Origin of the sequence: Salinivibrio sp. PR932, from assembly GCF_001996125.1 — a bacterium.
GTDB lineage: Bacteria > Pseudomonadota > Gammaproteobacteria > Enterobacterales > Vibrionaceae > Salinivibrio > Salinivibrio proteolyticus.
Map to the genome: position 1 here is coordinate 1 of NZ_MUFM01000022.1, position 26,375 is coordinate 26,375.

Sequence of the window (26,375 nt, forward strand, 5' to 3'; positions counted from 1 at the left end):
CTAATGGAATATAAAATCCCCAAACTGAAATTGACTTCATTGCATCAACCTGATGTTTTGACATTTTCTCCTGTGGCTTGATTGCATATAAATCAGAACTAAATAATGACTTACGATGTAGTTTTTCGACGAATTTGTTGTAAGTTTCTCTAAACCCCTTTTCTAACGCTAAGTAATATGCATCTAAACAAGCAAATATTACCGTAGGTAATAATGCAATCCATGCATAATCTGGCTTTCCTTTATCCGCAACTATTACAAGCACAGCGGAAACTAAAGTAATACACCATGATTTACATGAAGAGCTATTTGATGCCATTCTCTGTATAACATTTTGTAACATCGCTAAATGAGCTTGAACTGAAGGAGATTCTTCAGTCACACTAATTGGTTGATTTTCTGACATTTTCATCCTCGTACATTTGATGATTTCGAAAGCACATAACGCCCGCATTTGCGGCTGGTTTGGAGCGCAGCGGAAAATCAGTCCGACAACATGCGCTTGTTAAGTGCTTTATAGTTATGCTTCAAAGTGCATCTGTCAGCTTAGTAAACGACTCATGGAGTTTTTCAATTAATGATGGATAAATTTCCATAAGTCCAGAGTCTGCTTTTATGCCAAGACGATCAGTAACAAACTTCAACTTTTCTTCCCCGCTTTCGTCGGAGCCTAGGTGGGAATATGCTACCCGCAAATCATAAAGTATATAAAAAGGGCTCATTATCGTCGAGGCATCCAATGCAGGGCATGATAACTCTATGACTTTTTGTAGGCGTTTAATACTGCCTAGACTTTTGGGGTCACCGCCCAAGCTCTTAATCACTTCGCCTAGCGCCTTATTGTCGAATGATTCAAGGTAAATCTTATTAAGTGTATCTGCTACGTGCCTTCTTTCTTTCTCAGTATCGACTATTGGAGCATTAAACGTTACCGACAAATCAAACACCTCTTTATCTAGGTGGGCAATCTTGCTACCAAACTTTGTAAAGCAAGCTTCTAAGAACTCTGATCTAGCTTTGAACAAATCATCTTCTTTGGGAAGATCGGTAAAGACACATTCAATTTGACCATCATAAAACTCAGAGCCTATAGAATGATCTGACTCAATATTCTCAGACCTGAGGTAATATTGTTCTGCTTCTGGCAAGCGAGCTATATCGCCCAACCACATTACAATTTTTCCATTCCCATTCAAACCGAACGGCATGGAAAAGTCATCCCCTCTTCGTATTTCGCCGTATGTTGTGGACGCGAAACTTAACCTATAAGTTGGGGATGAGTCATACTTCAGCAAAACTTCTCGATTAAAGAATACTGGTGTTAGAAAACCTTCATCCCAAGGTCTTTTAAGACCAGGAATGTATTTGTAGTCATCAGAATCATATATAAATGGAACAGAGCCAAAGCCGAAATCTTGATTCGTTTTGTTTCGAGTGACTTTTACTATATCACTCGACCTCTTCGTTGCCTGCTCGTGCAGATGAATTACTGCAAAGCGGGAATCATCAGGGAGGTATTTCTCATTGCATTTTGGACAATGCAGCATTGGAAGCCCGTTGATACTTATTTCAACGCCACTTACAGTTTCAGAAAAATCATCAAACACTAAATCAAGATGCCCATTGCACTTGTCACAGTACAGCCTTTGAATATGGCCAGATTTAGGGAAAAATTCTTTGAGATCCATCGATGTTCCTTGGACACTTAACATTGCATTAGTGCGCGTGCTCGATTTTTCAAAACCGTTATACGCATCTACTATCACCTAAATTACTGTTATTAAGACGACTTTCAACGCTTCAAGCAATCAACTCGTCTGCAAAAATGTGCGTGCCGTCCATCACAGCTCAGGCGTTCACATTACCCCGAAAAGATACCAACTAACCCATCACGCGTTACCACGCAGGAGCGTGGGAACGAGGTGATAGGCACCGCTATACCAATGGATTGACTTAAACACCCATGCTACCGCCCACTGGTTGGCGGCGTCCAAAAGGCCATGTATGGGCGAGAATTTTAGGGGGCTTAGATTATCAAACGCTGGGTAATGTGTTTAGACAAAGGCGTCTAAAATGTTGGCGTGGTCAGGGTTTGGGGATTTGTAGGGGCATAAATGCAAAAAGCCGCTGAATAATCAGCGGCTTTTCGGTATGTGGCGGAGAGATAGGGATTTGAACCCTAGAAGGGCTATTAACCCTTGCCGGTTTTCAAGACCGGTGCTTTCAACCACTCAGCCATCTCTCCGGAACGCGGCGTATATTATTGGGTTCGTTGTGGGTTGTAAACCCTTTATTTGCCGCTTTTGGTCTGTTCGCTCAAGCCGTGATCAGGTTGGCGATATTGCTAGCAAAAGGCGATTAGCTTACCGCCAATCGCCCTCCTTTTACTGAGACACTTTAATAGAATCTTTTTACTTCACAGTACTTATAGCGCGATAAAAATACCCGCCAGAGCCGCACTCATTAGGTTGGCAAAGGTGGCGGCAATCACTGCGCGCACGCCCAAGCTTGCCACATCTTTGCGACGCTCTGGCACCATCGCACCAATCGAGCCGAGCTGAATGGCAATCGAGCCAATATTAGCAAAGCCACACAAGGCAAAGGTCACGATGACTTGGCTTTGCACCGACAAGTTCGCTTTGATATCAGAAAACGATAAGAAGGCAACAAACTCGTTAAGCGCAATTTTCTGGCCAAGCAAGTTACCCACGGTGAAGATCTCGTGCACCGGTACACCGGTGAGTAGTGCCAGCGGTGAGAACAGGTAGCCAAACAGCATTTCTAGGCTTAGACCGTCAATGTCAACCAACTCACCTAAGCTACTCAGCCCAGCGTTTAGCATCGCAATCACACTGATAAAGGCCACCAGCATGGTGCCCACAGCCACCGCGACTTTCATGCCATTCATCGCGCCGCTGGCGAGGGCGTCAATCGCATTGGCTTGATCGCTGTCACTGATCTCCACATGGTTTTGCTCTGCGGGTGTCTGTGTTTCCGGCACAATGATTTTTGCCATCAAAAGTCCGCCGGGGGCAGCCATAAAGCTCGCGGCAATCAGGTATTTCAAATCCACACCCATCGCCGCATATCCGCCTAGCACGCTACCGGCGACCGAGGCCATGCCTCCCACCATCACGGCGAAGAGTTCAGAGCGTGTCATTTGGCTAAGAAAAGGGCGAACTACCAAAGGAGATTCGCCCTGAGAAAGAAAGATGTTGCTGGTTGCCACCAGAGACTCTGCTCGGCTGGTGCCGAGTAATCGCTGTATACCACCGCCGAGAAGTTTAATAACCCACTGCATAATGCCGAGATGATAAAGGAGGGATATCAGCGCACTGATAAAAATGATTAGCGGCAGAACTTTAACAGCGAAAATAAACCCGTCGTTGGCGAGAGGGCCAAACACAAACTCAATGCCTTCGTTGGCAAATGAAAGCAGCTTCGCCGCGCCATTGCTCATAGAACCCAGCATGGCTTGTCCTACTGGAATGTAAAGCACCAGTGCGGCAAAACCCGCTTGTAGGCCAAATGCCCCAAGCACTGTACGCCAGTTGATCGCTTTACGGTTAGAGGAGAACGCATAGGCGCACAAAAACAGAGCGACGATGCCGGCCGCACTATAGAGAAGTTGCATAAATAGAATACCTTGCCGTGTTGTGTTGCACTTGCGGTACAGATGAGTACGACACGCTGCCAAGGTGGCAAGAGGTTCCATCATGCGTTACATCGTACCGCGGGTTCGGTGAAGGTGGGCCCAACCTTGGACACTTTTTCTTCAGCCGCGAATCGCGACACAGCCACTCTTTGCCTATGGGCTGGCGAAGAGCGCATGTTGGGCGGGCATTCTATTGTGATTTGAGTCGCATTTCCAGCTAAATTTGGCCTTTGATCACATTTTATTCTCGGCCGCTCACCGAGCGCTACGACGATGGTCGGATAGGCTGCGAGATGGGTTTTTGGCAAGATTGGTTGACACAGATCGCTCATATGTTATTGATAACCTGCTATTGACAATAAAATTAATCAAATAGCGATAAAAACAAACACAACAACGCAATTATTATAAAGGAAACAATCATGCAAACCGTCTCTCCTCACGAGGCCGGATCGCGTTTATCTGTGATCCAACGTGTTCGCGCCTTGGGGCCGGGCATTATGATGGCCGCTGCCGCCGTGGGTGGTTCTCATCTGGTTGCCTCAACCAAAGCCGGTGCCATTTATGGTTGGCAATTGGCCGCATTAATCCTGCTGGTAAATCTCTTTAAATACCCTTTTTTCCGCGCAGGCGTGCAATACACCGCAGGAACCGGCGAAACCTTAGTAGAGGGCTATGCCCGCCTCGGCCGCGGATATCTGTGGCTTTTTATCGTGCTCAGCGCGGTATCCGGCGTGATCAATACAGCCGCACTGACTTTATTTAGCGCCAGTCTGCTGAGCTATTTTGTGCCGTTTGATCTCTCCCTGACCGCCCTTTCCATCATTATTGTAATGACTTGTTTGGTCATTCTAATTGCTGGCCATTACAAGGCGCTGGATTGGCTCTCTAAAGTGATTATGGCAACGCTCACCTGTGCCACCTTGGTTGCGGTGACTGTGGCAATCGGCAACCCTGTCGCGGTTGAGCCTAATTTTCAGGCTCCGTCCATTTGGTCAATCACGGCGATTGGCTTTATCGTGGTCACCATGGGTTGGATGCCCGCCCCGATTGAAATTTCTAGCATCACCTCGGTGTGGCTAAAGCGCAAAGCGCAATCTGAGCCCATCAATGCTAAAGCGGCGCTGTTTGATTTTAACGTCGGCTATATCGGCACCGCTGCATTGGCAATTGTGTTTCTATCACTCGGTGCCCTGCTGTTGCATGGCAGTGGGGTTGAATTAAAGCAATCGGGGATTGGCTTCTCGCATCAATTGGTTGGCCTGTATGCCGCCACGATTGGTGAATGGTCCCGCTATTTGATCGCGGTGGTCGCCTTTTTCTGTATCTTCGGCAGCACCATTACCGTGATCGACGGGTATGCGCGGGTCGTGTCTGAATCGCAGCGCTTATTGCGTCGCCAGCCACAAGCCTCGCCACAGGTCAATCAAGGCTGGATGTTAATCACGGCCGTATTAGCGCTCGGTATTGTCGCGTTTTGGACCGGTGCATTACTAACCATGCTCGATTTCGCCATGATTGCTGCATTCGTGACCACGCCGTTCTTTGCATTACTCAACTATATTTTGGTGACCAAACACCGCTTACCGCCTGAAGTGACCATGAGTAAGTCGATGCGCGCCCTGGCGATCGTGGGTCTGATGTATTTATTCGGCTTTTTAGCAGTATTTATCTGGTGGAAGTGGTTGATGTAACAAAGTTTACCTTGTTCACGCTTGAAGGGCTGGGTTAACATCCTTTTACAACTTCACCATCGGCGTTGAGCACGGATAAGGTATTATTTGCTTTATAAAAGCCAGTCATGGTTTAGGTTAAGGACGTGGGTAGCTTGAAAAAGTGAACGACTGCCCACATAACTGTCGTATTAAGAAATGGATTGTTAACCCAACCGGGAGAACGTTATGAACGATCGTATCGTTTCGCACAGCCAGTCACAGCAGAGTGCGTTATCTACTAACAAAGTGCTACGTAATACGTATGCGCTGCTATCGATGACACTGATCACCAGTGCTATCGCGGCCTTTATCGCTATCGCTGTCGGCATCGGCCCAATGATGTCGCTAGGTATGACCCTAGGTGCGTTGGCGATCGTGTTCTTTGTGCTACCTCGCACTATGAACTCCTCCGCGGGTATCGTGTGGACCTTCGTGTTCACCGGCCTTCTGGGCGCCTCGTTAGGCCCAACACTGACCTATTACCTGAGCCTGTCGAGTGGCCCAGGGATTGTGATGCAGGCGCTTGCTACCACAGGTATGGTATTCCTTGGCCTGTCGGCTTACGCCATCACATCGAAGAAAGACTTCTCTTTCATGGGCGGTTTCTTGGTCGCCGGTGTGATCGCGCTATTAGTCGCCATGGTCGCGAACATCTTCCTACAGATCCCAGCGCTGAGCTTGGCGATCAGCACCATCGCGGTACTGATTTTCTCAGCCTTTATTCTGTATGACACCAGCAACATCATTAACGGCGGCGAGACCAACTACATCCGCGCCACCGTGTCGCTGTATTTGAACATCTTCAACATCTTCGTTCACCTGCTGAGCATTCTTGGCATCATGAACGACGACTAAGTGCCACGCAAAAATTGTGTATGCACTACCAAAGCCGGCTATTGCCGGCTTTTTTTATGGCGATACGCACAAGCGTGATGAAGAAACCTGTCCGTAATAAACGTCAGTTGCACTCATTCCAGTCGCTCGCTATGCTTTGCAGCCTTATCAACGGCGAGAACATCCGCTGGGATGACGAACAAAGGCAAGACTATGTTGGTGTATGAAGGTGAAACCGTTGCAACGGATGCGCAAGGGTATTTAAAAAACGTAGACGATTGGCACGAAGCGCTGGTTCCCTTGTTGGCTGAGCAAGAAGGCATTGCACTGACCGAGGCCCACTGGGAAGTGATCCACTTTGTCCGCCATTTTTACCAAGAATACAACACCTCACCGGCGGTGCGTTTATTGGTAAAATCGATGGAAAAAGAGTACGGTCCGGAGAAAGGTAACAGCAAATACCTGTTTAAGCTCTTTCCGAAAGGCCCGGCCAAACAAGCGACCAAATTGGCAGGCCTCCCCAAACCCGCCAAATGTTTGTAACTAAGCCGCTTTAAAGACCGTCCTATGACCTACTGAATGGCAAACCCATCCACGGAACGCCATTCAGTATCTTCGTGTTTAACGTGATTCACACTCGCGGTGGGCGGCCCTTGATCTAACCACGCAATAAGAGCATCAACCGACTCTTCGCGGCCACATGCCAACACCTCAACGCGTCCATCTGGCAAGTTCTTCGCGTACCCAGTCAAAGACAGCTTTAATGCCTCGTGCGCGGTGTGATAACGAAAGCCAACGCCCTGAACGTGACCTGTGACATAGGCCTTGACGCATTTTTGAGACATCGGTCACCTCCACTGTATTTCCATTGCATAATGACATCTGTATAACGCTACATGAGACAGTCGTTTGACAGGATTACGTCATGAAAGAAGTAGCGTTTCGATGGATTGATAAATACCTCATCCACCTTCGGCTCCAAGAAAAATTTTACCTTATCTTTTTCCTTCCCCTCCTCGCAATGATAGTGATAGCGCTGACACTCGATGCAGCGTCGGACACGCGAGTGGCAACCAACATGCAAGCGGAAGGCCAAGCCATTCAAGCCCTTGTGGCGAAATACGATTTGCCGGCGCAAGAAGTACGCACGGTGCTACAAAACCAGCAAAGCGGGTTTACGCTTACGCCGTCGGGACAGCTTGACTATCAAGCCGATGGCACCTTGTTCACCTACCTTGGCACGCTCGATTGGAGCTTGCTCCTTGGCATGGTGGTGGTGATTGCGCTGTTGACCTATTACATCATGACCTTTATCGGCGGCGCGATGTACACCATGAATCAAGCTCTCTTAAAGCTAGCAGATGGGGAACTCAGCTACCGAATGAACTTCTTCCCAGTGCGAGATGAGTTCAGCCAGATCGCGATTACCATCGACAAAGTGCTTGAGCGTGAGCAAAACATGGTGAAAGCCATTCAGCAAAGCGCAGAGATGATGGATAGCTTGTCGTCGAGCCTGCAGCAGCGCAGCGACGAAAGTGAATCACTGGGTGAAAGCCAACGTCAGTATCTTGATTCACTCGCCAGTGCCACCGAAGAAATGGCGGGGTCGATTCGTGAAGTGGCGAGCCACGCTACCGATACATCTACCCAGACCCAAGAGGCCACCGAGGCAGCTCAGCAAGGGCGTCAACAAGTGCAGCAAACCATGGCGGCGATTAACGCGCTGGCCAGTGAAATTGCTCAAGCTGCTGATAAGGTGACCGAGTTGAATCAAAATGCTGAGCAAATTGGCAGCGTGGTGACCACCATCAACGCCATCAGCGAGCAGACCAACTTATTGGCCCTGAATGCGGCGATCGAGGCTGCCCGTGCGGGCGAGCAAGGGCGTGGCTTTGCGGTAGTCGCCGATGAGGTGCGCACCTTGGCAAGTCGCACTCAAGAGTCCACGGTCGATATTCAAACCATGATTGAGTCGCTGCAAACGCATACCACTGAATTGCGTCGCGTTATGGAGGGCACAGTCGAAAATGCGTCTGCCAGCGAAGCTGCGGTGCAAGAGATTGATGCCGAGATCAGCCAAATCGCCGCCCGTAGCAGCACGATCTCTGATCGCAGTACCGAAATTGCAGCCGCCGCCGAGCAGCAAGGCAACGTGGCGAGCACGATTTCACAAGATGTGGAACAAGTGCGCAGCCAGTCCACGCAAGTCGCACAAATGCTGCGAGATTCTGCTACCGAAGTCAGTGAACTTGGCACGCAAGCGCAGCAATTGAAAACCTTGGTGGCAGGGCTTCGCACCTAAACCTCTTGGTTCACCGCCCGCATGCTTCCTATTACGCGCCCGACTCTGGGCGCGTTTTTATTGCAATGACACCAGCCTTGCTCGACAATACCCGCCCTTTTTTGCTTTATCCGCAAGTCACGTCATGATGCAGGTGCCTTACTCAGCATTTTGACGTGTTTTGCACCACCAAATTGTTAGGAACGTCCATGACTGCCACTGTGTATCTCGCCAAAGGCCGCGATAAATCCATCAAACGCCGCCATCCTTGGATTTTCTCGCGCGGCATTGCCCGTATCGAAGGGAAACCTGCTTTGGGTGACACGGTCACTGTTTGTGATCATCAAGGTGAGTTTTTAGGGCTAGGCGCCTATTCACCCCAATCCCAAATTCGAGTTCGCATGTGGTGCTTTGAAAAAAACCCCATCGACAGTGACTTTTTCCTAGCCCGTATCCGCGCGGCAAAACCGCTGCGTACCATGCTCGCTGAGCGTGATGGGCTCACTGGTTATCGACTATTGGCCGCTGAGTCTGATGGCGTCCCCGGCATCACCGTCGACAAGTACGATAACTACTTGGTGTGCCAATTGCTTAGCGCCGGCGCGGATGCTCAGCGTGATAACCTCGTCACTGCCCTGCGCACCGAGTTTCCAGAGTGCCATATCTACGAGCGTTCCGACGTTGCGATTCGTAAAAAAGAAGGCCTTAAACCGCGCACCGGCGTTTTACACGGTGAGGAGCCACCTGCGTCCGTCATCATCGAAGAAAACGGCGTGGCGATTGAAGTCGATATTGCCAATGGCCACAAAACCGGCTTTTATCTCGACCAACGGGATAGCCGCGAACAAGCGGTGAAATATATGGATGGCAAACGGGTCTTAAACTGCTTTTGTTACACTGGCGGTTTTGGCTTGTATGCGCAAAAAGGCAATGCTAAGCAGGTCACTAATGTGGATGTCTCACAGCCCGCGCTCGACAAAGCGAAAGCCAATGCGGCTCGAAACGGCTTTGATCTCACCCGTGCTGAGTTTGTGAATGCCGATGTGTTCAAGCTGCTGCGCACTTATCGCGAACAAGGCGAGCGCTTTGATGTGATTGTGATGGATCCGCCCAAATTTGCGGAGTCCAAATCCCAACTGACCGGCGCATGTCGCGGCTATAAAGATATCAATATGCTCGCTATGCAGCTTCTTAATCCGGGCGGTGTGCTGCTCAGCTATTCGTGCTCGGGCTTAATGGATACGGGCCTGTTCCAAAAGATACTGGCAGACGCGGCATTAGATGCCGGTAAAAACGTGCAGTTTATTGAGCGCTTTGCACAAGCGGCGGACCATCCCACTCACAGTGCATATCCAGAAGGTTTTTACCTCAAAGGCTTTGCGTGTTTGGTGCAATAACACACGGTCTTTAACTGGTGTGCGGACGGGCGCAAAGCGCGTCCGCACTTCTGGACACAATTGTCTGATGAATCTACGTTTAAGTAAGTAGCGACCCGACAGGAGTGTTCAGATGCTAAGCCCCATTAAGCCCAACGACGAAGCTCAACGCCTCAAAAAATTACAAGACACTGGCGTGCTTGATACCGAAGACGAAGAGCGCTTTGATCGCATCACTCGCTTAGCTAAACGCCTTTTCGATGTCCCCATCGCCCTCGTCAGCCTCATTGACGATGATCGCCAGTGGTTTAAATCCTGCTTTGGCCTTAACGTACGCCAAACGCCACGCGATATCTCTTTTTGTGGTCATGCTATTTTGGGCGATCAACCCTTTGTGGTGAAAGACGCCAGTCTCGATCCACGCTTCGCTGATAATCCCCTCGTTGCGGGCGAGCCACATATTCGCTTTTATGCTGGATACCCGCTCTCGCTTGGCGACGGGAGTAACATGGGCACCCTGTGTGTGATTGATGATAAGCCGCGCCGTTTTAGCGATGAAGATCTGCGCTTTTTGAAGGATTTGGCCCTGCTCGCCGAGAGTGAGCTCTCCTCAGCGCAAACCGCATATACTGATGATCTCACGGGAATATCTAATCGACGCGGCTTTATGCAGCTAGCCAGTCGCGCCGTACAGCACTGTCAGCGCATGAATTCGCCGTATTCACTCGCGTTTATCGATTTAAACGATTTTAAAATCATCAATGATACTTATGGTCATTCCGAAGGGGATATCGCCCTTCGTCATATGGCTAATCTGCTGCGCGCCAACATGCGCGAATCCGATGTGTTTGCGCGGTTTGGTGGCGATGAGTTTGTGGTGTTTCTCTCCGGTGCTGGGCGTGAAGCCGCCGAGCAAGCACTCGACCGTTTTTCCGGTGTTGTGGAGCGGTTTAATCAAATCAATCGCCACACCTACCCTATCTCATTCAGTTATGGCGTGGCGACCAGTTCCATGTCGACGCCGCGCAGCTTGGATGATCTACTGGATGAAGCAGACACCAAGATGTACCAGCAAAAAAAAGCCAAGGTGTAAGCCAAAAAGCGGGGTGTCCTACCCCGCTTTCGGTTAATGCCCGTGCGAATACCAGCCTATCCCTCTTAGGAAGAAGACAGCGCCGCTGCAATGGTCTCCAAACTGCTCGGATCATCAATCGTCGAGGGGACTTGGTAAGATTCGCCATCCGCCATCTGACGAATAATACGACGCAAGATTTTACCTGAGCGTGTTTTAGGCAACTTGTCCACAATAACCGCGTGTTTAAAGCAAGCGATCGCGCCAATTTGATCCCGCACACGCTGCACCAATTCCCGTTCTATATCGCCACCCACAGAGACAAAGCCATCTTTCAACACCACTAAGCCAAGCGGCAACTGGCCTTTGAGCTCATCGTGCATGCCCACCACCGCACATTCGGCGACCGCGTCATGGCTGCCTAACACCTCTTCCATTTCGCCGGTCGATAAGCGGTGACCCGCGACGTTAATCACATCATCAATCCGTCCCATCACAAACACATAGCCATCTTCGTCCATGTAGCCGCCATCACCGGAGACATAGTAACCGGGGAACTGGCTGAGATAGCCGGCTTCAAAACGATCGTGGTTGCGCCACACCGTCGGCAGGCAGCTAGGCGGCAGAGGACGCTTCACGGCAATGTATCCTTGCTGGTTTGGTGCGGCAATCTCGCCCATTTCATCGAGAATACACACCTGATAGCCAGGGCTTGGCATGGTTGCTGAGCCGGGCTTGGTCGCAAAGCAGGTTAACCCTAATGGATTGCCTGCAATCGCCCAGCCGGTTTCGGTTTGCCACCAGTGATCAACCACGGGTCGCTGGGTCTTTTCTTCTACCCATTCCAATGTGGGCGGGTCAAGCCGTTCGCCTGCCATAAACACTGTACGTAAAGATGTCATCGGATAGCGCGCAAGGTGCTCACCATTTGGGTCTTGCTTTTTAATCGCTCGAAAGGCGGTAGGTGCCGAAAATAAGATGCTGACGTTATATTCATCACACACGCGCCAAAACGCCCCCGCATCCGGTGTGCCGACGGGTTTGCCTTCAAACATCACCGTGGTGCAGCCGTGTAGCAAAGGGGCATAGACAATATACGAATGCCCTACCACCCAGCCGACATCCGATGCGGCCCAAAACACTTCACCGGGTTTGACGTTGTAAATCGCGCTCATGCTGTACTTCATCGCCACCGCGTGGCCGCCATTGTCGCGCACTACGCCTTTGGGTTTGCCCGTGGTGCCTGATGTATAGAGGATATATAAAGGATCGGTGGCATTGACAGGCACTGGCGCCGCAGGCGTCGCTTCAGCTAATAATGCCGCCCAGTCAGCATCACGCGGATTGTCTAAATTGGCACGACACATGGCACGCTGATAGACCACCACATGGTCGGGTTTGTAGCGACTGTCCATGATGGCTTGATCAACCATCGGCTTATAAGCCAAGGTTTTCGCGCCCTCGATGCCGCATGAGGCGGTGAGCACCACTTTGGGCTCCGCGTCTTCAATCCGTACCGCCAGCTCATTCGGGGCAAAGCCACCAAAGACTACCGAGTGGATCGCCCCAAGCCGTGCGCAAGCGAGCATGGCCACGGTCGCTTCTGGGATCATGGGCATATAAATCACCACGCGGTCCCCCTTTTCAACCCCTAGCCCTGCCAGCATGCCCGCAACTTTCGCCACGTAGTCACGTAAAGCCGCATAGGTATAGGTGGTTTTTTTGTTGGTAACCGGTGAGTCGTAAATAAGTGCAGTTTGTTCGCCCCGACCTTGTTCAACATGCGCATCGAGTGCCATATAGGCAGTGTTCATGGTGCCATCGGCAAACCAGCGCTCAATGCCATTATCGTCTTTGCTAAGAATGGTTTGTGGAAAGGTAAACCAATCGAGCTGCTTGGCCTGTGCCTGCCAAAATCCCTCGGGGTCACGACTGGCCCAATCCGCATGGTGTTGGTAACTTGCTTCTTGCATAAGCGGCTCCTTATCGCCCACCCTTGGCAGGCGATACGTTTGCAGGCAATGGATTCATTCCGCGTGCTTAGTTAATCACAAACAGCGACATAAATTCGTGCACCGGGGTTTTCTCCAGCGCGGCCTGGTCGCTACACAAGGCAGCGATTTTTTCACTCTGTGCGCGCGGGAAACGGGTCGCCAAGTTGGTGCGGAATTTTTGCTCCAGCACGGGGATCCCTTCTTCGCGACGGCGGCGGTGACCAATTGGGTATTCCACCGCGACTTGTTCAGTACTGCTGCCATCGGTAAAGAAAATTTGGATCGCATTGGCAATCGAGCGCTTGTCAGCTTCAAGGTATTCCGCGCTATAACGCGAGTCTTCTTTGATCACCATTTTTTGCCGTAGCGCATCAATACGCGGGTCGGCGTGATGGAAGGCGTCTTCGTAGTGCTCGGCCACTAGATTGCCGTATAGCAGCGGTACTGCCACCATATATTGCAGGCAGTGGTCACGGTCAGCCGGGTTAGCCAACTCCCCTTCTTTGGAAATGATGCGAATGGCCGATTCATGGGTGGTGATTTCAATACGTTCAATCTCATCCACCCGGTCTTTCACCTGTGAATGCAAGGTCACCGCCGCCTCTACCGCCGTTTGAGCATGAAACTCCGCTGGGAAGGAAATCTTGAACAATACGTTTTCCATTACGTAGCTGGCAAAGTCTTGTTTGACACTAAAAGCGTTGCCGTTAAACAGCACATCGTAATAGCCCCACTTAGGTGCGCTGAGCACCGACGGCAAGCCCATCTCGCCTTTCATGGTGATCATCGCCAACCGCACCGCGCGGGAGGTGGCATCGCCCGCCGCCCACGATTTGCGTGAACCGGCGTTTGGCGCATGGCGGTAGGTGCGCAGCGCACAGCCATCCACCCAAGCTTGTGAGACGGCATCAATGATCTGATCGCGATTACCGCCCAACATTTTGGTAACCACAGCCGTTGATGCCACACGCACCAATAAAACGTGATCGAGCCCAACACGGTTAAAGCTATTCTCAAGGGCGAGCACGCCTTGGATCTCATGCGCTTTGATCATCGCAGTCAATACATCGCGCATGGTAAGCGGCGGTTTACCTTCGGCCACGGCCACACGACTTAAGTAATCGGCGGTGGCCAAAATTCCACCTAGGTTATCGGACGGATGGCCCCACTCGGCGGCGAGCCAAGTATCGTTAAAATCGAGCCAGCGAATAATACAGCCGATGTTAAACGCGGCAGTGACCGGATCAAGCTCGTGGGAAGTGCCCGGCACACGCGCCCCGTGGCGTACTGTGGTGCCCGGCACCAGTGGGCCCAGGTGTTTAGTACATTCAGGGAAACGTAGCGCCAGCAAGCCGCAGCCAAGGGTATCCATCAAACAGTTACGGGCGGTGTTGTAGGCTTCTGCCGAGGCAATCGGCGTGCTATCGACATAGTCAGCAATTTGTACCAATAAGGCATCGGGGTCGGGGCGCTGGTTCAGTTCTACGTTGTTGCTCATGGTCAATTCCTTCTGTGATTTCAATCGGGTAAATGCGCGCTGATTAAGAGCGCTGATCGATAGGTAGCCAATCTTGGTGTTCAGGGCCGTCGTAATCGGCACTTGGTCGAATAATGCGGTTATTAGCGCGCTGCTCAAACACATGCGCCGCCCAGCCCGTTACTCGGCTCATCACAAAAATCGGAGTAAACAATTTGGTTGGGATCCCCATAAAGTGATAGGCCGATGCGTGATAAAAATCGGCATTGGGGAACAAGCCTTTCTCGCGCTTCATCACTTGTTCGACCCGCTCAGACACGTCGTACAGCCAAGCGTCTGGCGCGTTTTGCGCTAGCTGTTTCGACCAATGTTTGATAAGCGCATTGCGGGGGTCTGATTCACGGTAAATTGCATGACCAAAGCCCATCACCTTGTCTTTATTGGCGAGCATTTGCATTAATCCTGCTTCGGCTTCGTCAGGTGTGCGCCATTGTTCTAGCATCGCCATCGCCGCTTCATTGGCACCGCCATGCAATGGGCCGCGTAAGCTGCCGATGGCCGCGGTAATGCAAGAGTGCAAATCGGACAAGGTGGACGCACACACACGCGCAGTAAAGGTCGAGGCATTGAACTCATGCTCGGCATACAGCACCAGCGAACAATGCATCACAGATTCATGCAGTGGCGACGGCGTTTCATCAGTGAGCATTTTGAGGAAGTAACCGCCAATGCTTTTCACCTCCGGCTGATAGGTATCGACTCGTACACCATCATGCGAATAGCGATACCAATAGCAGATAATGGCCGGCAACATCGCCAACAGGGTATCGGTTTTATCCGCTTGCTCACTAAAGTCGGTTTCTTGATCCAAGTTACCCAGCATCGAGCAACCAGTACGCATCACATCCATGGGGTGCGCATTGGCAGGAATTCGCTCCAGCACGGCTTTTAAGGCGTCAGGTAACCCCCGCTTGCCGACCAAGGTTTCTGTGTAGTCAGCCAGCGCTTGGCGATTGGGGAGTTGGCCTTTGAGTAGCAGGTAAGCCACTTCCTCAAATTGGGCGTGATTGGCTAAATCGGTAATGTCATAACCGCGATAGGTTAATCCAGTGCCGGTTTGCCCCACCGTACACAAGGCGGTGGTGCCGGCACTTTGGCCGCGAAGGCCCGCGCCGGAGAGTGATTTATCTTTGGGTGCGACGGCGACATTTGTCATGATTGGCTCCTTTCCTTTGATGCCATCAGATTCAACCGCTGCATGAATCCGTGAACGTGGCGATAATTCCAGTGGTGTAACCGACGTTTTCACACCGAGAGTGTGCGTCTGTGATCACTCTTTTCCAAATAGGCGATCCAATTGCTGTTCGTAGGCGTGATACCCCAAGAAGTCATAGAGCGCATCACGGGTTTGCATGGTGTCTACCACGTTTTTCTGGTGGCCATCATCCAGCAAGTGTTGATACACATTGAGGGCGGCTTGGTTCATGGCACGAAATGCAGAGAGCGGATACAGCACCATGCTGACCCCGACGCCCGCCAACTCTTGGCTGGTAAACAGTGGGGTTTGACCAAACTCGGTGATATTCGCCAGCACCGGCACCTTTACTTGCTCGACAAAGGCTTGGTACTGCTCGAGTGTTTGCATGGCTTCGGGGAAAATCATGTCCGCCCCTGCTTCTACGTACGCTCTAGCGCGGGCGACGGCACTGTCCATGCCTTCCACCGCCAAGGCGTCGGTGCGCGCCATGATCACAAACTCAGGATCGGTCCGCGCATCCACCGCGGCTTTAATGCGGTCGACCATTTCAGCTTGGCTGACAATTTCTTTGTTGGGACGATGACCGCAGCGCTTTTGCGCCACTTGATCTTCCATATGTACCGCACCTGCACCGGCCCGCTCCATTTCGCGAATGGTGCGAGCAATATTGAGCGCGCCGCCAAAGCCGGTATCTATATCCACCAGTAAGGGCACGTCGGTTGCTGCGGTGATCCGGCGGACATCTTCCAACACGTCGTTGAGAGTCGTGATCCCCAAATCCGGTAAGCCATAAGAGGCATTGGCAATTCCACCTCCTGACAGATAAATGGCTTGATGCCCCACTCGCTCTGCCATCATGGCGCAATAGGGGTTAATCGTACCGACGACTTGCAGCGGAATATTGTTGCGTACCGCTTGGCGAAAACGTGCACCTGCACTCATAGCATTCTCCTTGTAAATTAGTGACTTAGCGGGACTCACCACCGCACTATTTTTAATTCGTCAGTTGCTATTCAATCAGCAATTTGTTGCTCAATCAGTTGGCGACTGCGCTGAATATGTCGACGCATCAGCATTTCGGCCAACTCGGCATCGCGCTCGCGAATTGCCGCTAAAATTTGCATGTGCTCTTGCAGCGCCTGCTTAGGGCGAGAATGCGCCCGCGGCGATTGAAACCGGTACATCCGCAGCAAGTGGTACAACTCACCACACAACAGGTTGATCAGTTTCTGGTTATGACTGGCTTTGATGATGCAATAATGAAAATCAAAATCGCCTTGTTGGTGAAAGTAGGCCGCCCCGTCCACCCGTTCGATATAGGCATGGTGGGTGTCGAGCACTGCACTTAACTGCTCAATTTCCTCATCGGTGATGTGCGCGCAAGCCAGTCTTGCGGCCATACCTTCTAACGCTTCTCGCACCGCATAAATCTCAGCCAGTTGACGATGCGTGAGAGTCACTACCCTTGCCCCCACATGTGGCACACGCTCTACCAATCCCAGGGCTTCGACCCGCATCATGGCCTCGCGCAGTGGCCCTCGACTGACGCCAAATGCAGCAGCCAATCCCGCTTCCGATACCTTAGTGCCCGCTGGATAAGTGCCGGTGACAATCGCCTCGATAAGTTGCTCGGTTAGGCTGGCTGACTTGGTGGGCTCACGTGGCTCAGCAGGCAACGATTGCGCGTTCTGCGCGAGAAATTGGTCATTTGTCGACAATAAAGACATAAATACCGCCTAAAAACTTCAATATAGCCAGAATAGAACAATATTGTAGACAATGTAGATTAGACTTTGGTCTGTAGCGGCGCCTTTTTATCGTGATAAAAACCACAACGTAAATGATAATGTACGCATTGGATTGTTATTCACTTGTTATCAAACGGGCGTTTGACTCGACCTATTGCGAGAGCGGCGTATGGTAGTGCGGTCGTTTTAATAGGGATAGAACGCAAATATGGATAGAAATCATTCCAAGCGTGAAAACGCACTCGCGCTGCTTATCGGCAGTAGTTTGGTATCACTCGGCATCTTCTTTTTCAACCAAGTAGGGTTATTGACCGGCGGCACCGCTGGATTAGCGCTGTTTTTACAGCGAGTCACTGACTTCAGTTTTGGTGAGCTTTTCTTCGTGATCAACCTGCCTTTTTATTGGCTCGCCTACACCCAAATGGGGAAACGCTTTACCTTAAGTACCTTGGTTGCGGTCAGCATCGTCTCATTTTGCGCCGATCATTTAACCGCTGTGCTCACCATCAACACCATTCATCCTGTTTATGCCGCGCTATTTGGCGGCGGGCTAATCGGCATGGGCATGCTGGTGATGTTCCGCCATCAATGCAGTTTGGGCGGATTTAACACCTTAGCGCTGTTTTTGCAGCAGCGGTTTGGTATCCGCGCGGGAAAAGTGCAAATGGCGCTGGATTGCTCGATTGTGATCTTATCACTGCTGGTGGTCGAGCCTTGGCTCATTGGCTTATCGGTCGCTGCCGCAATCACGACCAATCTCGTCCTTGCCATGAACCATAAACCCGGACGCTACCAAGTTCAGCCGCCCCAAGCCGTATAGCGGGCGTGAATGACACGGAAAACATACATAAGCATAGATAGAGGCGGCCTTCCGCCTCTTTTTTCAATCACTTCCTCTACAACACCTTGTCCCCAATCGTTACGATAGCGCCTTGATATCTAAATACGAATCACTCTTACAATTGATTGCTGCGCATGCTAAATTTCGCCTTTTAGGCGCCAATCATAAGGAGTGTTGATGAACGCGGCCGATCCTAGCTTTGAAGCACCACAACTGCCTGCCGCGGTTGCACTGTCCCCTTTTCCCACCGCATTAGGCTTGTCAGTTATCCCTGATGATGTGCAAGGCGTGTCGCTTCGGGAACAACTCACCAAACCACAAGGACTGGCGCAATGTTTTGCCGCGGTAAACTCGACCTATGGCGATGCCGATAGCCGTGCCCAAGGCACGCTTTTTATCGGCGCCTATGCCTATGAGTTTTTGCTTCCAGTGCTTGCCAGCTGGCTACAGGCTGGAAAGCTTCCCTCGCTGGACCTTGATAACTGGCAAGTTAAATACGAGCCTACCCGCGTCACTAAACCGAATGGCAAGGAGCTGGTTTATCACAAGCCACATTTTTATCTCAATGCCTTGATTGGCTGGAAACAACCTGCGGCAGAAGAGTGGCTAACTATTTTGCACGGCGCGTTGTTACGTCACTTTTCGCCCATCGTTGATGCGGTCGCGGAACAAAGCGGTATGCGTGAGGGGCCACTTTGGAAAGTGGTTGCCGATTCAATCTGTATTGCCTTTTTGATGGTGGGGAAACATCGTGATTGTGAACAAGCCGCGCGTGACGCGGCACTGTCGATCGTCCATCAACGCGGCACCCCGCTTTATAGCAAGCGCAGTGGTTTTCACGATGTGACCGTCTACGACCCGAACGACACGCAAACCGTATTACAAACCCACAGCTTCCGTTTGCGCGGCGGCTGCTGCCGGATCTTTACCGTGGATGAACACAGTTATTGTTCAACCTGCTGTTTTTTAAAGCCTGACGAACAAGCTAAGCGCCTCGCAGAAGTTGCGTGTCAGCGTGAAGGCGTGGCGCTGGACACGCAGCCTCGCTAACTCAGCGCCACATCGACCCAAACAAGACGATGATCGGAGTGAGCACGCGCATGCTCTTGGCCGTTTTTATCACAAATCAGTGGGTAGTCGGCATCATCAGGGGCAGGCCAAAATACGCCGGAGGCTAACACCGCGAGCTCACACGAAGGTAGGACATAATCGAGGCGCAACCCACTGTTATGGGTAGCAATTGCCCGCCCTTTACCATTGATAAAGCGAAACGCGTGAGACTGGGCCGCCTCACTTTTTGGCACCTGTGCGCCGAGAGCGACCTCGGGATGCACACGCGGATGATTGAGCAAAGCGCCAATGGCTTGCTTATCCCCATCGCCGTAGCTCGGATCTGCATTTAAATCGCCAATCACCACAAACGGCGTCTCGGGAGAAAGACCGCCGTGAGCGCCCTTGTCGTCCACCAGCCAGTCGGCGTTATCCAAAAGGCCAATCAGTTGGTGGATTTCATCACTGTTGCGCCGCCAATTACGCTTTTCCGGTCCATCAAACACCGGTGGTGTGGGATGACAGGCCACCACTTGTATTCGTTCATCACCAACCAGAATCGGCACTGACACCAAGTTTTTCGAGGCGAGACGTAGCGCCTGTTGTGCTTGTTCGGTGTAATAGTCCGCTGGGAGTTGATGGTAAGGTAATTGATGCCACGCAAAGTGCTGCCAAGTGCGAATCGCATCATCTTCGAAGGGGTAACGCGATAAAATCACATAGCCAAATTGACCATGATAGTCGCCAAAACCATGACACTGCTGAGCATTCGTTAAGTGTTGATGCTCACTGACTGGCACCTTGAGTTTTAACCCCGTGTTGGTGGCAGGCAAGTAGCGATACGGATAATCAATCGGCATGTCACCGTGTTGCGATTCAGCCAAATGCCGCTCACAAAATGCGGCGAGCGCCCCATCGTCGCCACCGTTGCCCGGATGATCAAACTCGCAAAGCACCACCACATCGGGCCGCACTCGTTGTATGGTTGCCGCGAGGTTTTTAATTTGCCGGCTGGGGGTGGGCGCTAACATCTTTGCTTTGATCTCGCCGGCCTGACGTCCCGCTAGAGACAGGTTGAATTGTGCCAACCTAAGGGTTGAAGGTGCTGTCATAACATCCCAACAATGCGCTACATGATGGGCTATTTTAACAAGCTATCGAGGGCACGACGAATTTGTCGCGCATCTTCTTCAGCACGATGCGGTGCTGGCCCCAATGCCTCCATTTCGCGGCTAAAGTCGCGCCGATCGAGATCACTGTGCTTTTTTAGCCATTGATTCACCTCCATTAGGGTGAATGAAGGACGCATGTAGCAGGCTTTGTAAAGCCGCCCCATCCAAAACAGATCCCATTGACTGTCGCACAAAACATGATCAAAAGGCGCGAGGGTCTGGTTGAGGTGCTGGCATACATCGAGCACACTGATGCCTTCGCTAAAAAGGCGTTCACGCGAGATCCCATGTATTCGGGTTTCGGCTTCTTTGTCCCAGTGAGTCCAGTGCCCACTGGCGGTGGAAGGGTCAATCAAAAAACTGTTGCTGTCGCCACTTGGCAACACGTATCCCACCTCGATGGGATAAGACGATAACGACAAACCGGATGCTTCAAAATCCAGTGTCACCCACATACGCGTACTCCTTGCTCATAAACTCTCCTGCATGACTAGGCACTTCCTTTGCCTTGTTAGTTAACTGTAGCCTTTTTGTTGCCACTTCGATGGGTTGTTGCGCTACTTTTGCGTGCTTGGTTAACTTGTGACTGAAAACCCTGACGTTTTTCATTGAATGCGTCAGTTTTTTCTTATTATGTGACACTCTAAACAGTGCTATGCCAAGGTTTTGTCAGCGGTACGCTATATTTCACTACCGGATTGAATTAGGCTTCGATAACACCCTGCTAAACGCAGTTTGACGTTAAACCGCCATGTTTTAAATAGGAAGCAGCATGAAACAAACGTCTCGCACCATGTCCGCGCGCAAACACATTGCATTAGTGGCGCACGATCACTACAAAGACGCCTTGAGTGAGTGGGTTAAAAAACACCAAGAAGTGCTCAGTCAGCATGAGCTTTATGCGACCGGCACCACCGGGCATATTCTTGCGCGCGAAACCGGATTAACGATCACACCCTTGATTAGTGGCCCGATGGGGGGTGATCAACAACTGGGCGCCATGATTTCTGAACAAAAAATCGATGCGATGATTTTCTTTTGGGATCCGCTCAATGCCGTGCCGCATGATCCGGATGTTAAAGCGCTACTGCGTGTCAGCACCGTATGGAACATTCCCGTTGCCACCAATCGCGCCACCGCAAGCTTTTTGATTACCTCACCGTTATTTGGTCAAGAAGTGGATATTCAAATCCCTGATTATCAAGCTTATTTAGACGAGCGCTTATAATCTTTTACCCCGCACTGTCCGTCGATGACTAATGTCGTCTATGGCTAACAGTGTGGGGACTGTCTCACTGATACCCTTTCAGTTCCGCCACAAACGATGAGGCACGGCCTTTTTGGTGCACCAGCCACACTTGTTTTTGGACCCGCGTCAAGGCGACATAAAACAATCGCCGTTCTTCTGCGTATTCAATCGGCTCTTCATTTTTTCCCAGTAACGCCTCATCGAGTGAGAGCGAGCGTGGTTTGGCGGGAAATACGCCTTCATCCATGCCGAGGATGAACACATAGTGCGCTTCTTGCCCCTTACTGGCGTGTGCAGTGGTATAGCGAAGCGTCAATGATGGATAAGCTTTTTGCCAGCTTTCTAGCGCGTCAGGACGAAGGGCATGCGTGCGACCAATCAGCATCACACTCACCGCGTGCTCTGCTTTGGCGTGCTTTTTCTCTAAGCTTGCCAGCGTTTTTTCTAACGTATCGTCCGTGATCACCTTGATCACTTTAGGCGCTTTCGCTGGTGCCTTGTCACGCGCATAATCCAACTGTTTGCTGAGCTGCTTGGGGTTTTGCTCAATGAACTGCTGCGCCACCTTCCCCAAGGTAGACGGATAGCGATAACAGGTGGTCAGCCAGCAAATTTCACTGTCACCGAAACGCTGTGCAAACTCTGTGGTTAAGCTAACATCGGCACCGGCAAAGCGATAAATGGCTTGCCAATCATCCCCCACCGCATATAACGAGGCGCGCGGTGATTGGGTTTTAGTGTCTGTCTTGCCATGACACAGTGCCTCTAACATTGCCAACCGTGCCGGCGAAATGTCTTGGTATTCATCAACCATGACAAACTGGATGGGCGTGGTGAATTTTCGCTGCTGAAACAGCTTGGTGGCTTGGGTAATCAATCCATCAAAGTCTACCGCGTTCTCCGCTTTTAGCGCCTGTTTGTAGGCTTGGTACAATGGCCAAATCACCGCCAGTTCATTTTTTAACGCACTCTGCTCCTCAAAGCTTGCCAGTTTATCGGTCAACGCACGCTTGGTGGTATTGGCTTGGATCACCCGTGAAAGGCGCGACCAAACCCAAGTGTGCAACCGGCTGTCATGGGCACACGCAGTCAGTTCAGCGTTCTCATCAAGCGGCAGTGTTTGTTGCTGATGCAGTTTATCCCATGCTTTACGGGGAGATGGCTGTTGCCACTGTTCGGCAAGTGTTTGAGTCAGCCACGCCGCTTTGGCTGTATCATCACTGGCGAGTGGAGAAATCATCGGCGCCTGCCCTTGGTGATCGGCAAGTTGCTGGCGGGCAAAGCCATGAAAGGTAGTGACATTCACCTCATGACCGGTTTTAGTCTTTATCCGCGTTTTCAGTTCTTCAGCGGCATCACGACCAAAGGCCAGCAGCAATAGTTGCTCTGGTTTGGCTTGACCACTTTCAATCAAGTAGGCGGCGCGTGCCACCAATACGCTGGTTTTTCCACTACCGGGCCCCGCCACCACCAAGGTATGAGATTCATCGGTGAGCACGGCGGCGCGCTGCCCGTCATTCAATGGCGATGATTCGATGCGATCAAACCAAGCTTGCCACTGATTGAGCATCATCGCTTGCCATTGCTGATTGCGCGTCTTGAGCCACTGTTTATCCCCCCGCAAAACGGGTGCCAGTGTCGTTGCCATCACTTCATCTAAGCTGGCCAAGAATGAGGCTGGGATCCCCTCGCCTTCTAGCTTTTCGACTAGGATTTGTTGCGCCGCGCGCAATTGCGATAAGCGAACATAAGCGGGTGCATTCACCAGTGCATCATACTCTGCCAGCAAACTGGGCCGGATCAGCGCCAGCCGTTTTTGATAACGGGCAATATAGGCTTGATAACTGCGATAGATGGTTTGCCCTGCCTGCTGGGCGCGGTGCCAAGGCAAGCCAAAAACCTCAAAAGGCAGCGGATCGCCCTCTTCGGTATAACCGGTGAGCGAAATCGTTCCCCACAGCAACCCGCGCGACACCGTGAGCTGCCCATCCCATGCCGAAAAAGGAATATATTGCCGATGGTGACGAGATTCGAGCAGTAAGCCGTCATCTTCGAGCTGCAAGCTGTAATGGTCGCCATAAACAAGCCATTGTGCCCAGCGGTTTGCGGAGAGTTTCATACTCATGAGTCAGTGCGTAAAAACGCGCTTTCCAGCCTTGATAAGATGACAGGCATGCTACTGCGCAACTCTCGATAAATCAATTCACTAGCAATATGGCTTCCCGCCGCATCACCTATAGCACGCTATGGATTTGACTTGTCGCAAGCTATTTCTAAAAAGCGCACGAAAACGCGCGGATGACGCTTAGTTTTTCAGTGTCTTTCTGCTATCTTGCCCTCATTGTTGGCTTAATCCGTGTTTTTATGTCCTTTTCGTTGCCACGCTTTCCTTCGATGCCACTGACGCTACGCGAGTACTGGGCGAACCACCGTATCAATGACAGTATCCGCGTCCTAATCGCTTTAATGGGGGTTGCCCTTTACGCGGGATACGCTGGTCGCACCGATATTGTCACGCCACTGGTGCTCGGGGTCATCGCTTCAGCATTAGCGGAAGTGGATGATCACCTATGGGGTCGGATAAAAGCCTTGGGCGTGACGCTCACCTGCTTCGCGGTCGCCTCTTTCTCGGTTGAATTGCTTTACGATTGGCCTTGGCTGTTTGCATTAGGGCTAACCGTTTCCAGTTTTGGCTTTATCATGCTGGGGGCCATTGGGGAGCGTTATGGCACCATCGCCTTTGCCTCATTGCTACTGGCGGTATACACCATGTTGGGGATGGAGCAAGGCAGTGATCTGTGGCTTCAACCCATGATGCTGCTCTCAGGCGCATTTTGGTACGGGTTACTATCGCTGGTTTGGATTGTGATTTGGCCGCACCGTCCCGTGCAGCACCGACTCGCAGCGGTCTTTCGCCAAACCGCCACTTACATGGAAACCAAGTCCAGTTTGTTCCATCCGGTTGCCGAATTGGTTCCGCAACCTACTCGTATCGCCGCCGCCAACCAAAATGCGCAAGTGGTAGCCGCGCTCAACCAAGCCAAAGCATCATTACTGGCGCGAGCACGACGCGGCCGTCTGACCCAGCGGCATCAAACCTTGCTGCAAACGTATTTTATCGCCCAAGACATTCACGAGCGGGTTAGCTCGTCCCATTATCGTTACCAAGATCTTGCCGCCCACTTTTTCCACTCGGACATTTTGTTTCGCTTCGAAGCATTGCTCAATGTGCAAGCGCGCGCGTGCCGTGAGGTAGCGCAAGCGCTCTCGTTGGGGATCAGCTATCAACATCATCATGCAGGACAGCAAGCATTAACGGCTATCCAGCAATCGATGGCGTATTTGGCTAAACACCAAGACAGCCATACTCGCACCGCATTGCTGAATCAGTTGCAGTTTTTATACAAAAACCTGGAGACGGTTGAGCAGCAGTTGGCGAGCTTGAGTAACCTCGCAGTTGATAGCCGAGCCCAAGAAAATGAATTGGCTGATCCCGATGCGCGCTCTGTTGGTGAGATGCTCTTTCGCATTCGCCAACAACTGACGTTTCGATCGTTGCGTTTTCGCCATGCGGTGCGCTTGTCGTTATCGCTCCTCGCGGGGTATGGCGTGATTCAAGGCCTCTCGCTTGAGCATGGCTTTTGGATCTTGATGACCATTCAGTTCGTTTGCCAAACCAATTACTCAGCCACACGCAGTAAGCTTAAAGAGCGGATTGTCGGCACTGTGGCTGGCTTGCTACTCGGCGTGCCGGCCTTATATCTGTTTCCCGATCCCAGCAGTCAATTGGCCTTGATGGTCGTCACTGGGGTGCTATTTTTCGCGTTCCGCACCGTTCAGTACACCCTAGCCACCTTGTTTATCACCTTATTAGTATTAATGTGCTTTAGTCAGTTCGGGGAAGGTTTCGCAGTGATCTTACCGCGTTTGGGCGATACCGTTATTGGCTGTTTGATTGCCGTTGCGGCGGTCCGTTATGTGTTGCCCGACTGGCAAGCGCACCGTCTCCGCGGGATCATGACAGAAGCCTTGCAAGCCAATCGGGACTATTTAGCCCACGTGATTGCCCAATACCGAGTAGGTAAACGCGACACCCTTGCCTATCGAATTGCGCGGCGCCAAGCGCACAATGCGGATGCGGAGCTGACTACCGCGATCAGTAATATGTTGGCGGAGCCTGGCCGCTATCGCACCAACATCGAAGAAACCTTCCGTTTCTTATGTTTAAACAACGCGATGCTAAGCTATATCTCTGCCCTTGGCGCGCATCGAAGCCGGATGGATGATGAGGTCAACCATCAAAAAGTGGCCCAGCTTCACCGTGATATCCACCAAGGGTTAACCCAATTAACCGAGCTACTGACCCAGCCTACCAACCATGATGCACAGCTGGCGTTACCAACCACTGATGACATGCATCAGACTCACGGCGGCTACGTAGAGCCTGTCGATAACACACCGCTGACGATGGTATTGCAGCAATTACAACTGATTCAGCGCATGCTGCCAGAGCTTAACCAGTTGACACTCACGCTGCGCCAACAAGCCCTGAAACAAAGTCGCGCATAATTAACGGCGGGGCCAAGGTCCCGCCTTCGGTGACTCACCCTGCGTACCAATACTCGCGTTGCGTGCGGATACTCGACCTGCACG

Annotated in this window: 22 protein-coding genes and 1 tRNA gene; 10 read left to right on the forward strand and 13 right to left on the reverse strand. The window is 51.4% G+C overall.

The annotated features are described in order from the left end of the window. The 4 genes from BZG84_RS11120 to BZG84_RS11135 all read right to left on the reverse strand — a co-directional run. A partial coding sequence (locus BZG84_RS11120) for a hypothetical protein (protein WP_108743615.1) occupies window positions 1-406 on the reverse strand: 406 nt, incomplete at its 3' end. A gap of 121 nt (window positions 407-527) precedes the next feature. Next, on the reverse strand, window positions 528-1,688 hold the full coding sequence (locus BZG84_RS11125) for a hypothetical protein (RefSeq protein WP_077678208.1): 1,161 nt from the start codon (window positions 1,686-1,688) through the stop codon (window positions 528-530). 466 nt (window positions 1,689-2,154) lie between these two features. Next, window positions 2,155-2,245 (reverse strand) — tRNA-Ser (locus BZG84_RS11130). A 180-nt stretch (window positions 2,246-2,425) separates the two neighbouring features. Further along, window positions 2,426-3,634: a NupC/NupG family nucleoside CNT transporter gene (locus BZG84_RS11135; RefSeq protein ID WP_077480233.1), complete on the reverse strand. Its 1,209-nt coding sequence runs from the start codon at window positions 3,632-3,634 to the stop codon at window positions 2,426-2,428. Between the two features lie 443 nt (window positions 3,635-4,077). Between BZG84_RS11135 and BZG84_RS11140 the strand changes: the two genes are divergently transcribed. The 3 genes from BZG84_RS11140 to BZG84_RS11150 all read left to right on the forward strand — a co-directional run bounded on the left by BZG84_RS11140 (window position 4,078) and on the right by BZG84_RS11150 (window position 6,747). Continuing rightward, the gene (locus BZG84_RS11140) at window positions 4,078-5,349 is read left to right on the forward strand and encodes an NRAMP family divalent metal transporter (RefSeq protein ID WP_077678209.1); all 1,272 of its coding nucleotides are present in this window, start codon (window positions 4,078-4,080) and stop codon (window positions 5,347-5,349) included. Window positions 5,350-5,556: 207 nt separating this feature from the next. Further along, window positions 5,557-6,225: a Bax inhibitor-1/YccA family protein gene (locus BZG84_RS11145; RefSeq protein WP_069588355.1), complete on the forward strand. Its 669-nt coding sequence runs from the start codon at window positions 5,557-5,559 to the stop codon at window positions 6,223-6,225. 192 nt (window positions 6,226-6,417) lie between these two features. Beyond that, window positions 6,418-6,747 carry a TusE/DsrC/DsvC family sulfur relay protein gene (locus BZG84_RS11150; protein ID WP_069588353.1) on the forward strand — a complete coding sequence of 110 codons (330 nt, stop codon included), beginning with the start codon at window positions 6,418-6,420 and terminating at the stop codon, window positions 6,745-6,747. A 29-nt stretch (window positions 6,748-6,776) separates the two neighbouring features. On the opposite strand, the gene yccX is transcribed toward BZG84_RS11150, so the two are convergent. Then, window positions 6,777-7,049, reverse strand: coding sequence for an acylphosphatase (gene yccX / locus BZG84_RS11155; protein WP_077480235.1), 273 nt, complete (start codon window positions 7,047-7,049; stop codon window positions 6,777-6,779). Between the two features lie 80 nt (window positions 7,050-7,129). Between yccX and BZG84_RS11160 the strand changes: the two genes are divergently transcribed. From BZG84_RS11160 to BZG84_RS11170, 3 genes are all read left to right on the forward strand, one after another. Next, complete coding sequence (locus tag BZG84_RS11160) at window positions 7,130-8,506, forward strand: methyl-accepting chemotaxis protein (RefSeq protein ID WP_077480236.1); 1,377 nt, start codon at window positions 7,130-7,132, stop codon at window positions 8,504-8,506. Window positions 8,507-8,694: 188 nt separating this feature from the next. Beyond that, a complete protein-coding gene (locus BZG84_RS11165; RefSeq protein WP_077678210.1) occupies window positions 8,695-9,882 on the forward strand; it encodes a class I SAM-dependent methyltransferase in 1,188 nt (395 codons plus the stop codon). Window positions 9,883-9,994: 112 nt separating this feature from the next. Beyond that, on the forward strand, window positions 9,995-10,954 hold the full coding sequence (locus BZG84_RS11170) for a sensor domain-containing diguanylate cyclase (protein WP_077480238.1): 960 nt from the start codon (window positions 9,995-9,997) through the stop codon (window positions 10,952-10,954). 65 nt (window positions 10,955-11,019) lie between these two features. Here the strand turns inward: BZG84_RS11170 and BZG84_RS11175 are convergent, their stop codons facing one another. The 5 genes from BZG84_RS11175 to BZG84_RS11195 form a co-directional block, all read right to left on the reverse strand. Continuing rightward, window positions 11,020-12,927 carry a propionyl-CoA synthetase gene (locus BZG84_RS11175; RefSeq protein WP_274533690.1) on the reverse strand — a complete coding sequence of 636 codons (1,908 nt, stop codon included), beginning with the start codon at window positions 12,925-12,927 and terminating at the stop codon, window positions 11,020-11,022. A gap of 46 nt (window positions 12,928-12,973) precedes the next feature. Then, complete coding sequence (locus BZG84_RS11180) at window positions 12,974-14,425, reverse strand: bifunctional 2-methylcitrate dehydratase/aconitate hydratase (RefSeq protein ID WP_077480240.1); 1,452 nt, start codon at window positions 14,423-14,425, stop codon at window positions 12,974-12,976. Window positions 14,426-14,468: 43 nt separating this feature from the next. After that, a complete protein-coding gene (prpC, locus tag BZG84_RS11185; protein WP_077640357.1) occupies window positions 14,469-15,620 on the reverse strand; it encodes a bifunctional 2-methylcitrate synthase/citrate synthase in 1,152 nt (383 codons plus the stop codon). 114 nt (window positions 15,621-15,734) lie between these two features. Further along, the gene (prpB, locus tag BZG84_RS11190; RefSeq protein WP_046073371.1) at window positions 15,735-16,604 is read right to left on the reverse strand and encodes a methylisocitrate lyase; all 870 of its coding nucleotides are present in this window, start codon (window positions 16,602-16,604) and stop codon (window positions 15,735-15,737) included. 71 nt (window positions 16,605-16,675) lie between these two features. Then, a complete protein-coding gene (locus BZG84_RS11195) occupies window positions 16,676-17,389 on the reverse strand; it encodes a GntR family transcriptional regulator (protein ID WP_077678212.1) in 714 nt (237 codons plus the stop codon). 229 nt (window positions 17,390-17,618) lie between these two features. Between BZG84_RS11195 and BZG84_RS11200 the strand changes: the two genes are divergently transcribed. After that, on the forward strand, window positions 17,619-18,230 hold the full coding sequence (locus BZG84_RS11200) for a YitT family protein (protein ID WP_077480243.1): 612 nt from the start codon (window positions 17,619-17,621) through the stop codon (window positions 18,228-18,230). A 198-nt stretch (window positions 18,231-18,428) separates the two neighbouring features. Next, window positions 18,429-19,301, forward strand: coding sequence for a ferric iron reductase (locus tag BZG84_RS11205; RefSeq protein WP_077678213.1), 873 nt, complete (start codon window positions 18,429-18,431; stop codon window positions 19,299-19,301). On the opposite strand, the gene BZG84_RS11210 is transcribed toward BZG84_RS11205, so the two are convergent. Together BZG84_RS11210 and BZG84_RS11215 are read right to left on the reverse strand one after the other, a co-directional pair. Continuing rightward, a complete protein-coding gene (locus tag BZG84_RS11210) occupies window positions 19,298-20,413 on the reverse strand; it encodes an endonuclease/exonuclease/phosphatase family protein (protein WP_077678214.1) in 1,116 nt (371 codons plus the stop codon). The two genes, BZG84_RS11205 and BZG84_RS11210, sit on opposite strands and share 4 nt — an antisense overlap. 29 nt (window positions 20,414-20,442) lie before the next feature. Next, window positions 20,443-20,928 carry a hypothetical protein gene (locus tag BZG84_RS11215; RefSeq protein ID WP_077678215.1) on the reverse strand — a complete coding sequence of 162 codons (486 nt, stop codon included), beginning with the start codon at window positions 20,926-20,928 and terminating at the stop codon, window positions 20,443-20,445. 317 nt (window positions 20,929-21,245) lie between these two features. Between BZG84_RS11215 and BZG84_RS11220 the strand changes: the two genes are divergently transcribed. Continuing rightward, a complete protein-coding gene (locus BZG84_RS11220) occupies window positions 21,246-21,701 on the forward strand; it encodes a methylglyoxal synthase (RefSeq protein WP_077678216.1) in 456 nt (151 codons plus the stop codon). Window positions 21,702-21,765: 64 nt separating this feature from the next. Here the strand turns inward: BZG84_RS11220 and helD are convergent, their stop codons facing one another. Continuing rightward, window positions 21,766-23,841 carry a DNA helicase IV gene (gene helD / locus BZG84_RS11225; RefSeq protein WP_158011488.1) on the reverse strand — a complete coding sequence of 692 codons (2,076 nt, stop codon included), beginning with the start codon at window positions 23,839-23,841 and terminating at the stop codon, window positions 21,766-21,768. Between the two features lie 275 nt (window positions 23,842-24,116). Here helD and yccS point away from each other — a divergent pair, with 275 nt between their 5' ends. Continuing rightward, window positions 24,117-26,291, forward strand: a complete 2,175-nt coding sequence (gene yccS / locus BZG84_RS11230) for a YccS family putative transporter (protein WP_077480251.1) — start codon at window positions 24,117-24,119, stop codon at window positions 26,289-26,291. The last annotated feature ends 84 nt before the right edge of the window (window positions 26,292-26,375 follow it).

What these genes read in the sequence shown, in the direction of transcription:
- BZG84_RS11125 (WP_077678208.1), bottom strand. Translation starts at nt 1,688, where the DNA reads ATGGATCTCAAAGAATTTTTCCCTAAATCTGGCCATATTCAAAGGCTG.
- BZG84_RS11135 (WP_077480233.1), bottom strand. Translation starts at nt 3,634, where the DNA reads ATGCAACTTCTCTATAGTGCGGCCGGCATCGTCGCTCTGTTTTTGTGC.
- BZG84_RS11140 (WP_077678209.1), top strand. Translation starts at nt 4,078, where the DNA reads ATGCAAACCGTCTCTCCTCACGAGGCCGGATCGCGTTTATCTGTGATC.
- BZG84_RS11145 (WP_069588355.1), top strand. Translation starts at nt 5,557, where the DNA reads ATGAACGATCGTATCGTTTCGCACAGCCAGTCACAGCAGAGTGCGTTA.
- BZG84_RS11150 (WP_069588353.1), top strand. Translation starts at nt 6,418, where the DNA reads ATGTTGGTGTATGAAGGTGAAACCGTTGCAACGGATGCGCAAGGGTAT.
- yccX (WP_077480235.1), bottom strand. Translation starts at nt 7,049, where the DNA reads ATGTCTCAAAAATGCGTCAAGGCCTATGTCACAGGTCACGTTCAGGGC.
- BZG84_RS11160 (WP_077480236.1), top strand. Translation starts at nt 7,130, where the DNA reads ATGAAAGAAGTAGCGTTTCGATGGATTGATAAATACCTCATCCACCTT.
- BZG84_RS11165 (WP_077678210.1), top strand. Translation starts at nt 8,695, where the DNA reads ATGACTGCCACTGTGTATCTCGCCAAAGGCCGCGATAAATCCATCAAA.
- BZG84_RS11170 (WP_077480238.1), top strand. Translation starts at nt 9,995, where the DNA reads ATGCTAAGCCCCATTAAGCCCAACGACGAAGCTCAACGCCTCAAAAAA.
- BZG84_RS11180 (WP_077480240.1), bottom strand. Translation starts at nt 14,425, where the DNA reads ATGAGCAACAACGTAGAACTGAACCAGCGCCCCGACCCCGATGCCTTA.
- prpC (WP_077640357.1), bottom strand. Translation starts at nt 15,620, where the DNA reads ATGACAAATGTCGCCGTCGCACCCAAAGATAAATCACTCTCCGGCGCG.
- prpB (WP_046073371.1), bottom strand. Translation starts at nt 16,604, where the DNA reads ATGAGTGCAGGTGCACGTTTTCGCCAAGCGGTACGCAACAATATTCCG.
- BZG84_RS11195 (WP_077678212.1), bottom strand. Translation starts at nt 17,389, where the DNA reads ATGTCTTTATTGTCGACAAATGACCAATTTCTCGCGCAGAACGCGCAA.
- BZG84_RS11200 (WP_077480243.1), top strand. Translation starts at nt 17,619, where the DNA reads ATGGATAGAAATCATTCCAAGCGTGAAAACGCACTCGCGCTGCTTATC.
- BZG84_RS11205 (WP_077678213.1), top strand. Translation starts at nt 18,429, where the DNA reads ATGAACGCGGCCGATCCTAGCTTTGAAGCACCACAACTGCCTGCCGCG.
- BZG84_RS11210 (WP_077678214.1), bottom strand. Translation starts at nt 20,413, where the DNA reads ATGACAGCACCTTCAACCCTTAGGTTGGCACAATTCAACCTGTCTCTA.
- BZG84_RS11215 (WP_077678215.1), bottom strand. Translation starts at nt 20,928, where the DNA reads ATGTGGGTGACACTGGATTTTGAAGCATCCGGTTTGTCGTTATCGTCT.
- BZG84_RS11220 (WP_077678216.1), top strand. Translation starts at nt 21,246, where the DNA reads ATGAAACAAACGTCTCGCACCATGTCCGCGCGCAAACACATTGCATTA.
- helD (WP_158011488.1), bottom strand. Translation starts at nt 23,841, where the DNA reads ATGAAACTCTCCGCAAACCGCTGGGCACAATGGCTTGTTTATGGCGAC.
- yccS (WP_077480251.1), top strand. Translation starts at nt 24,117, where the DNA reads ATGCCACTGACGCTACGCGAGTACTGGGCGAACCACCGTATCAATGAC.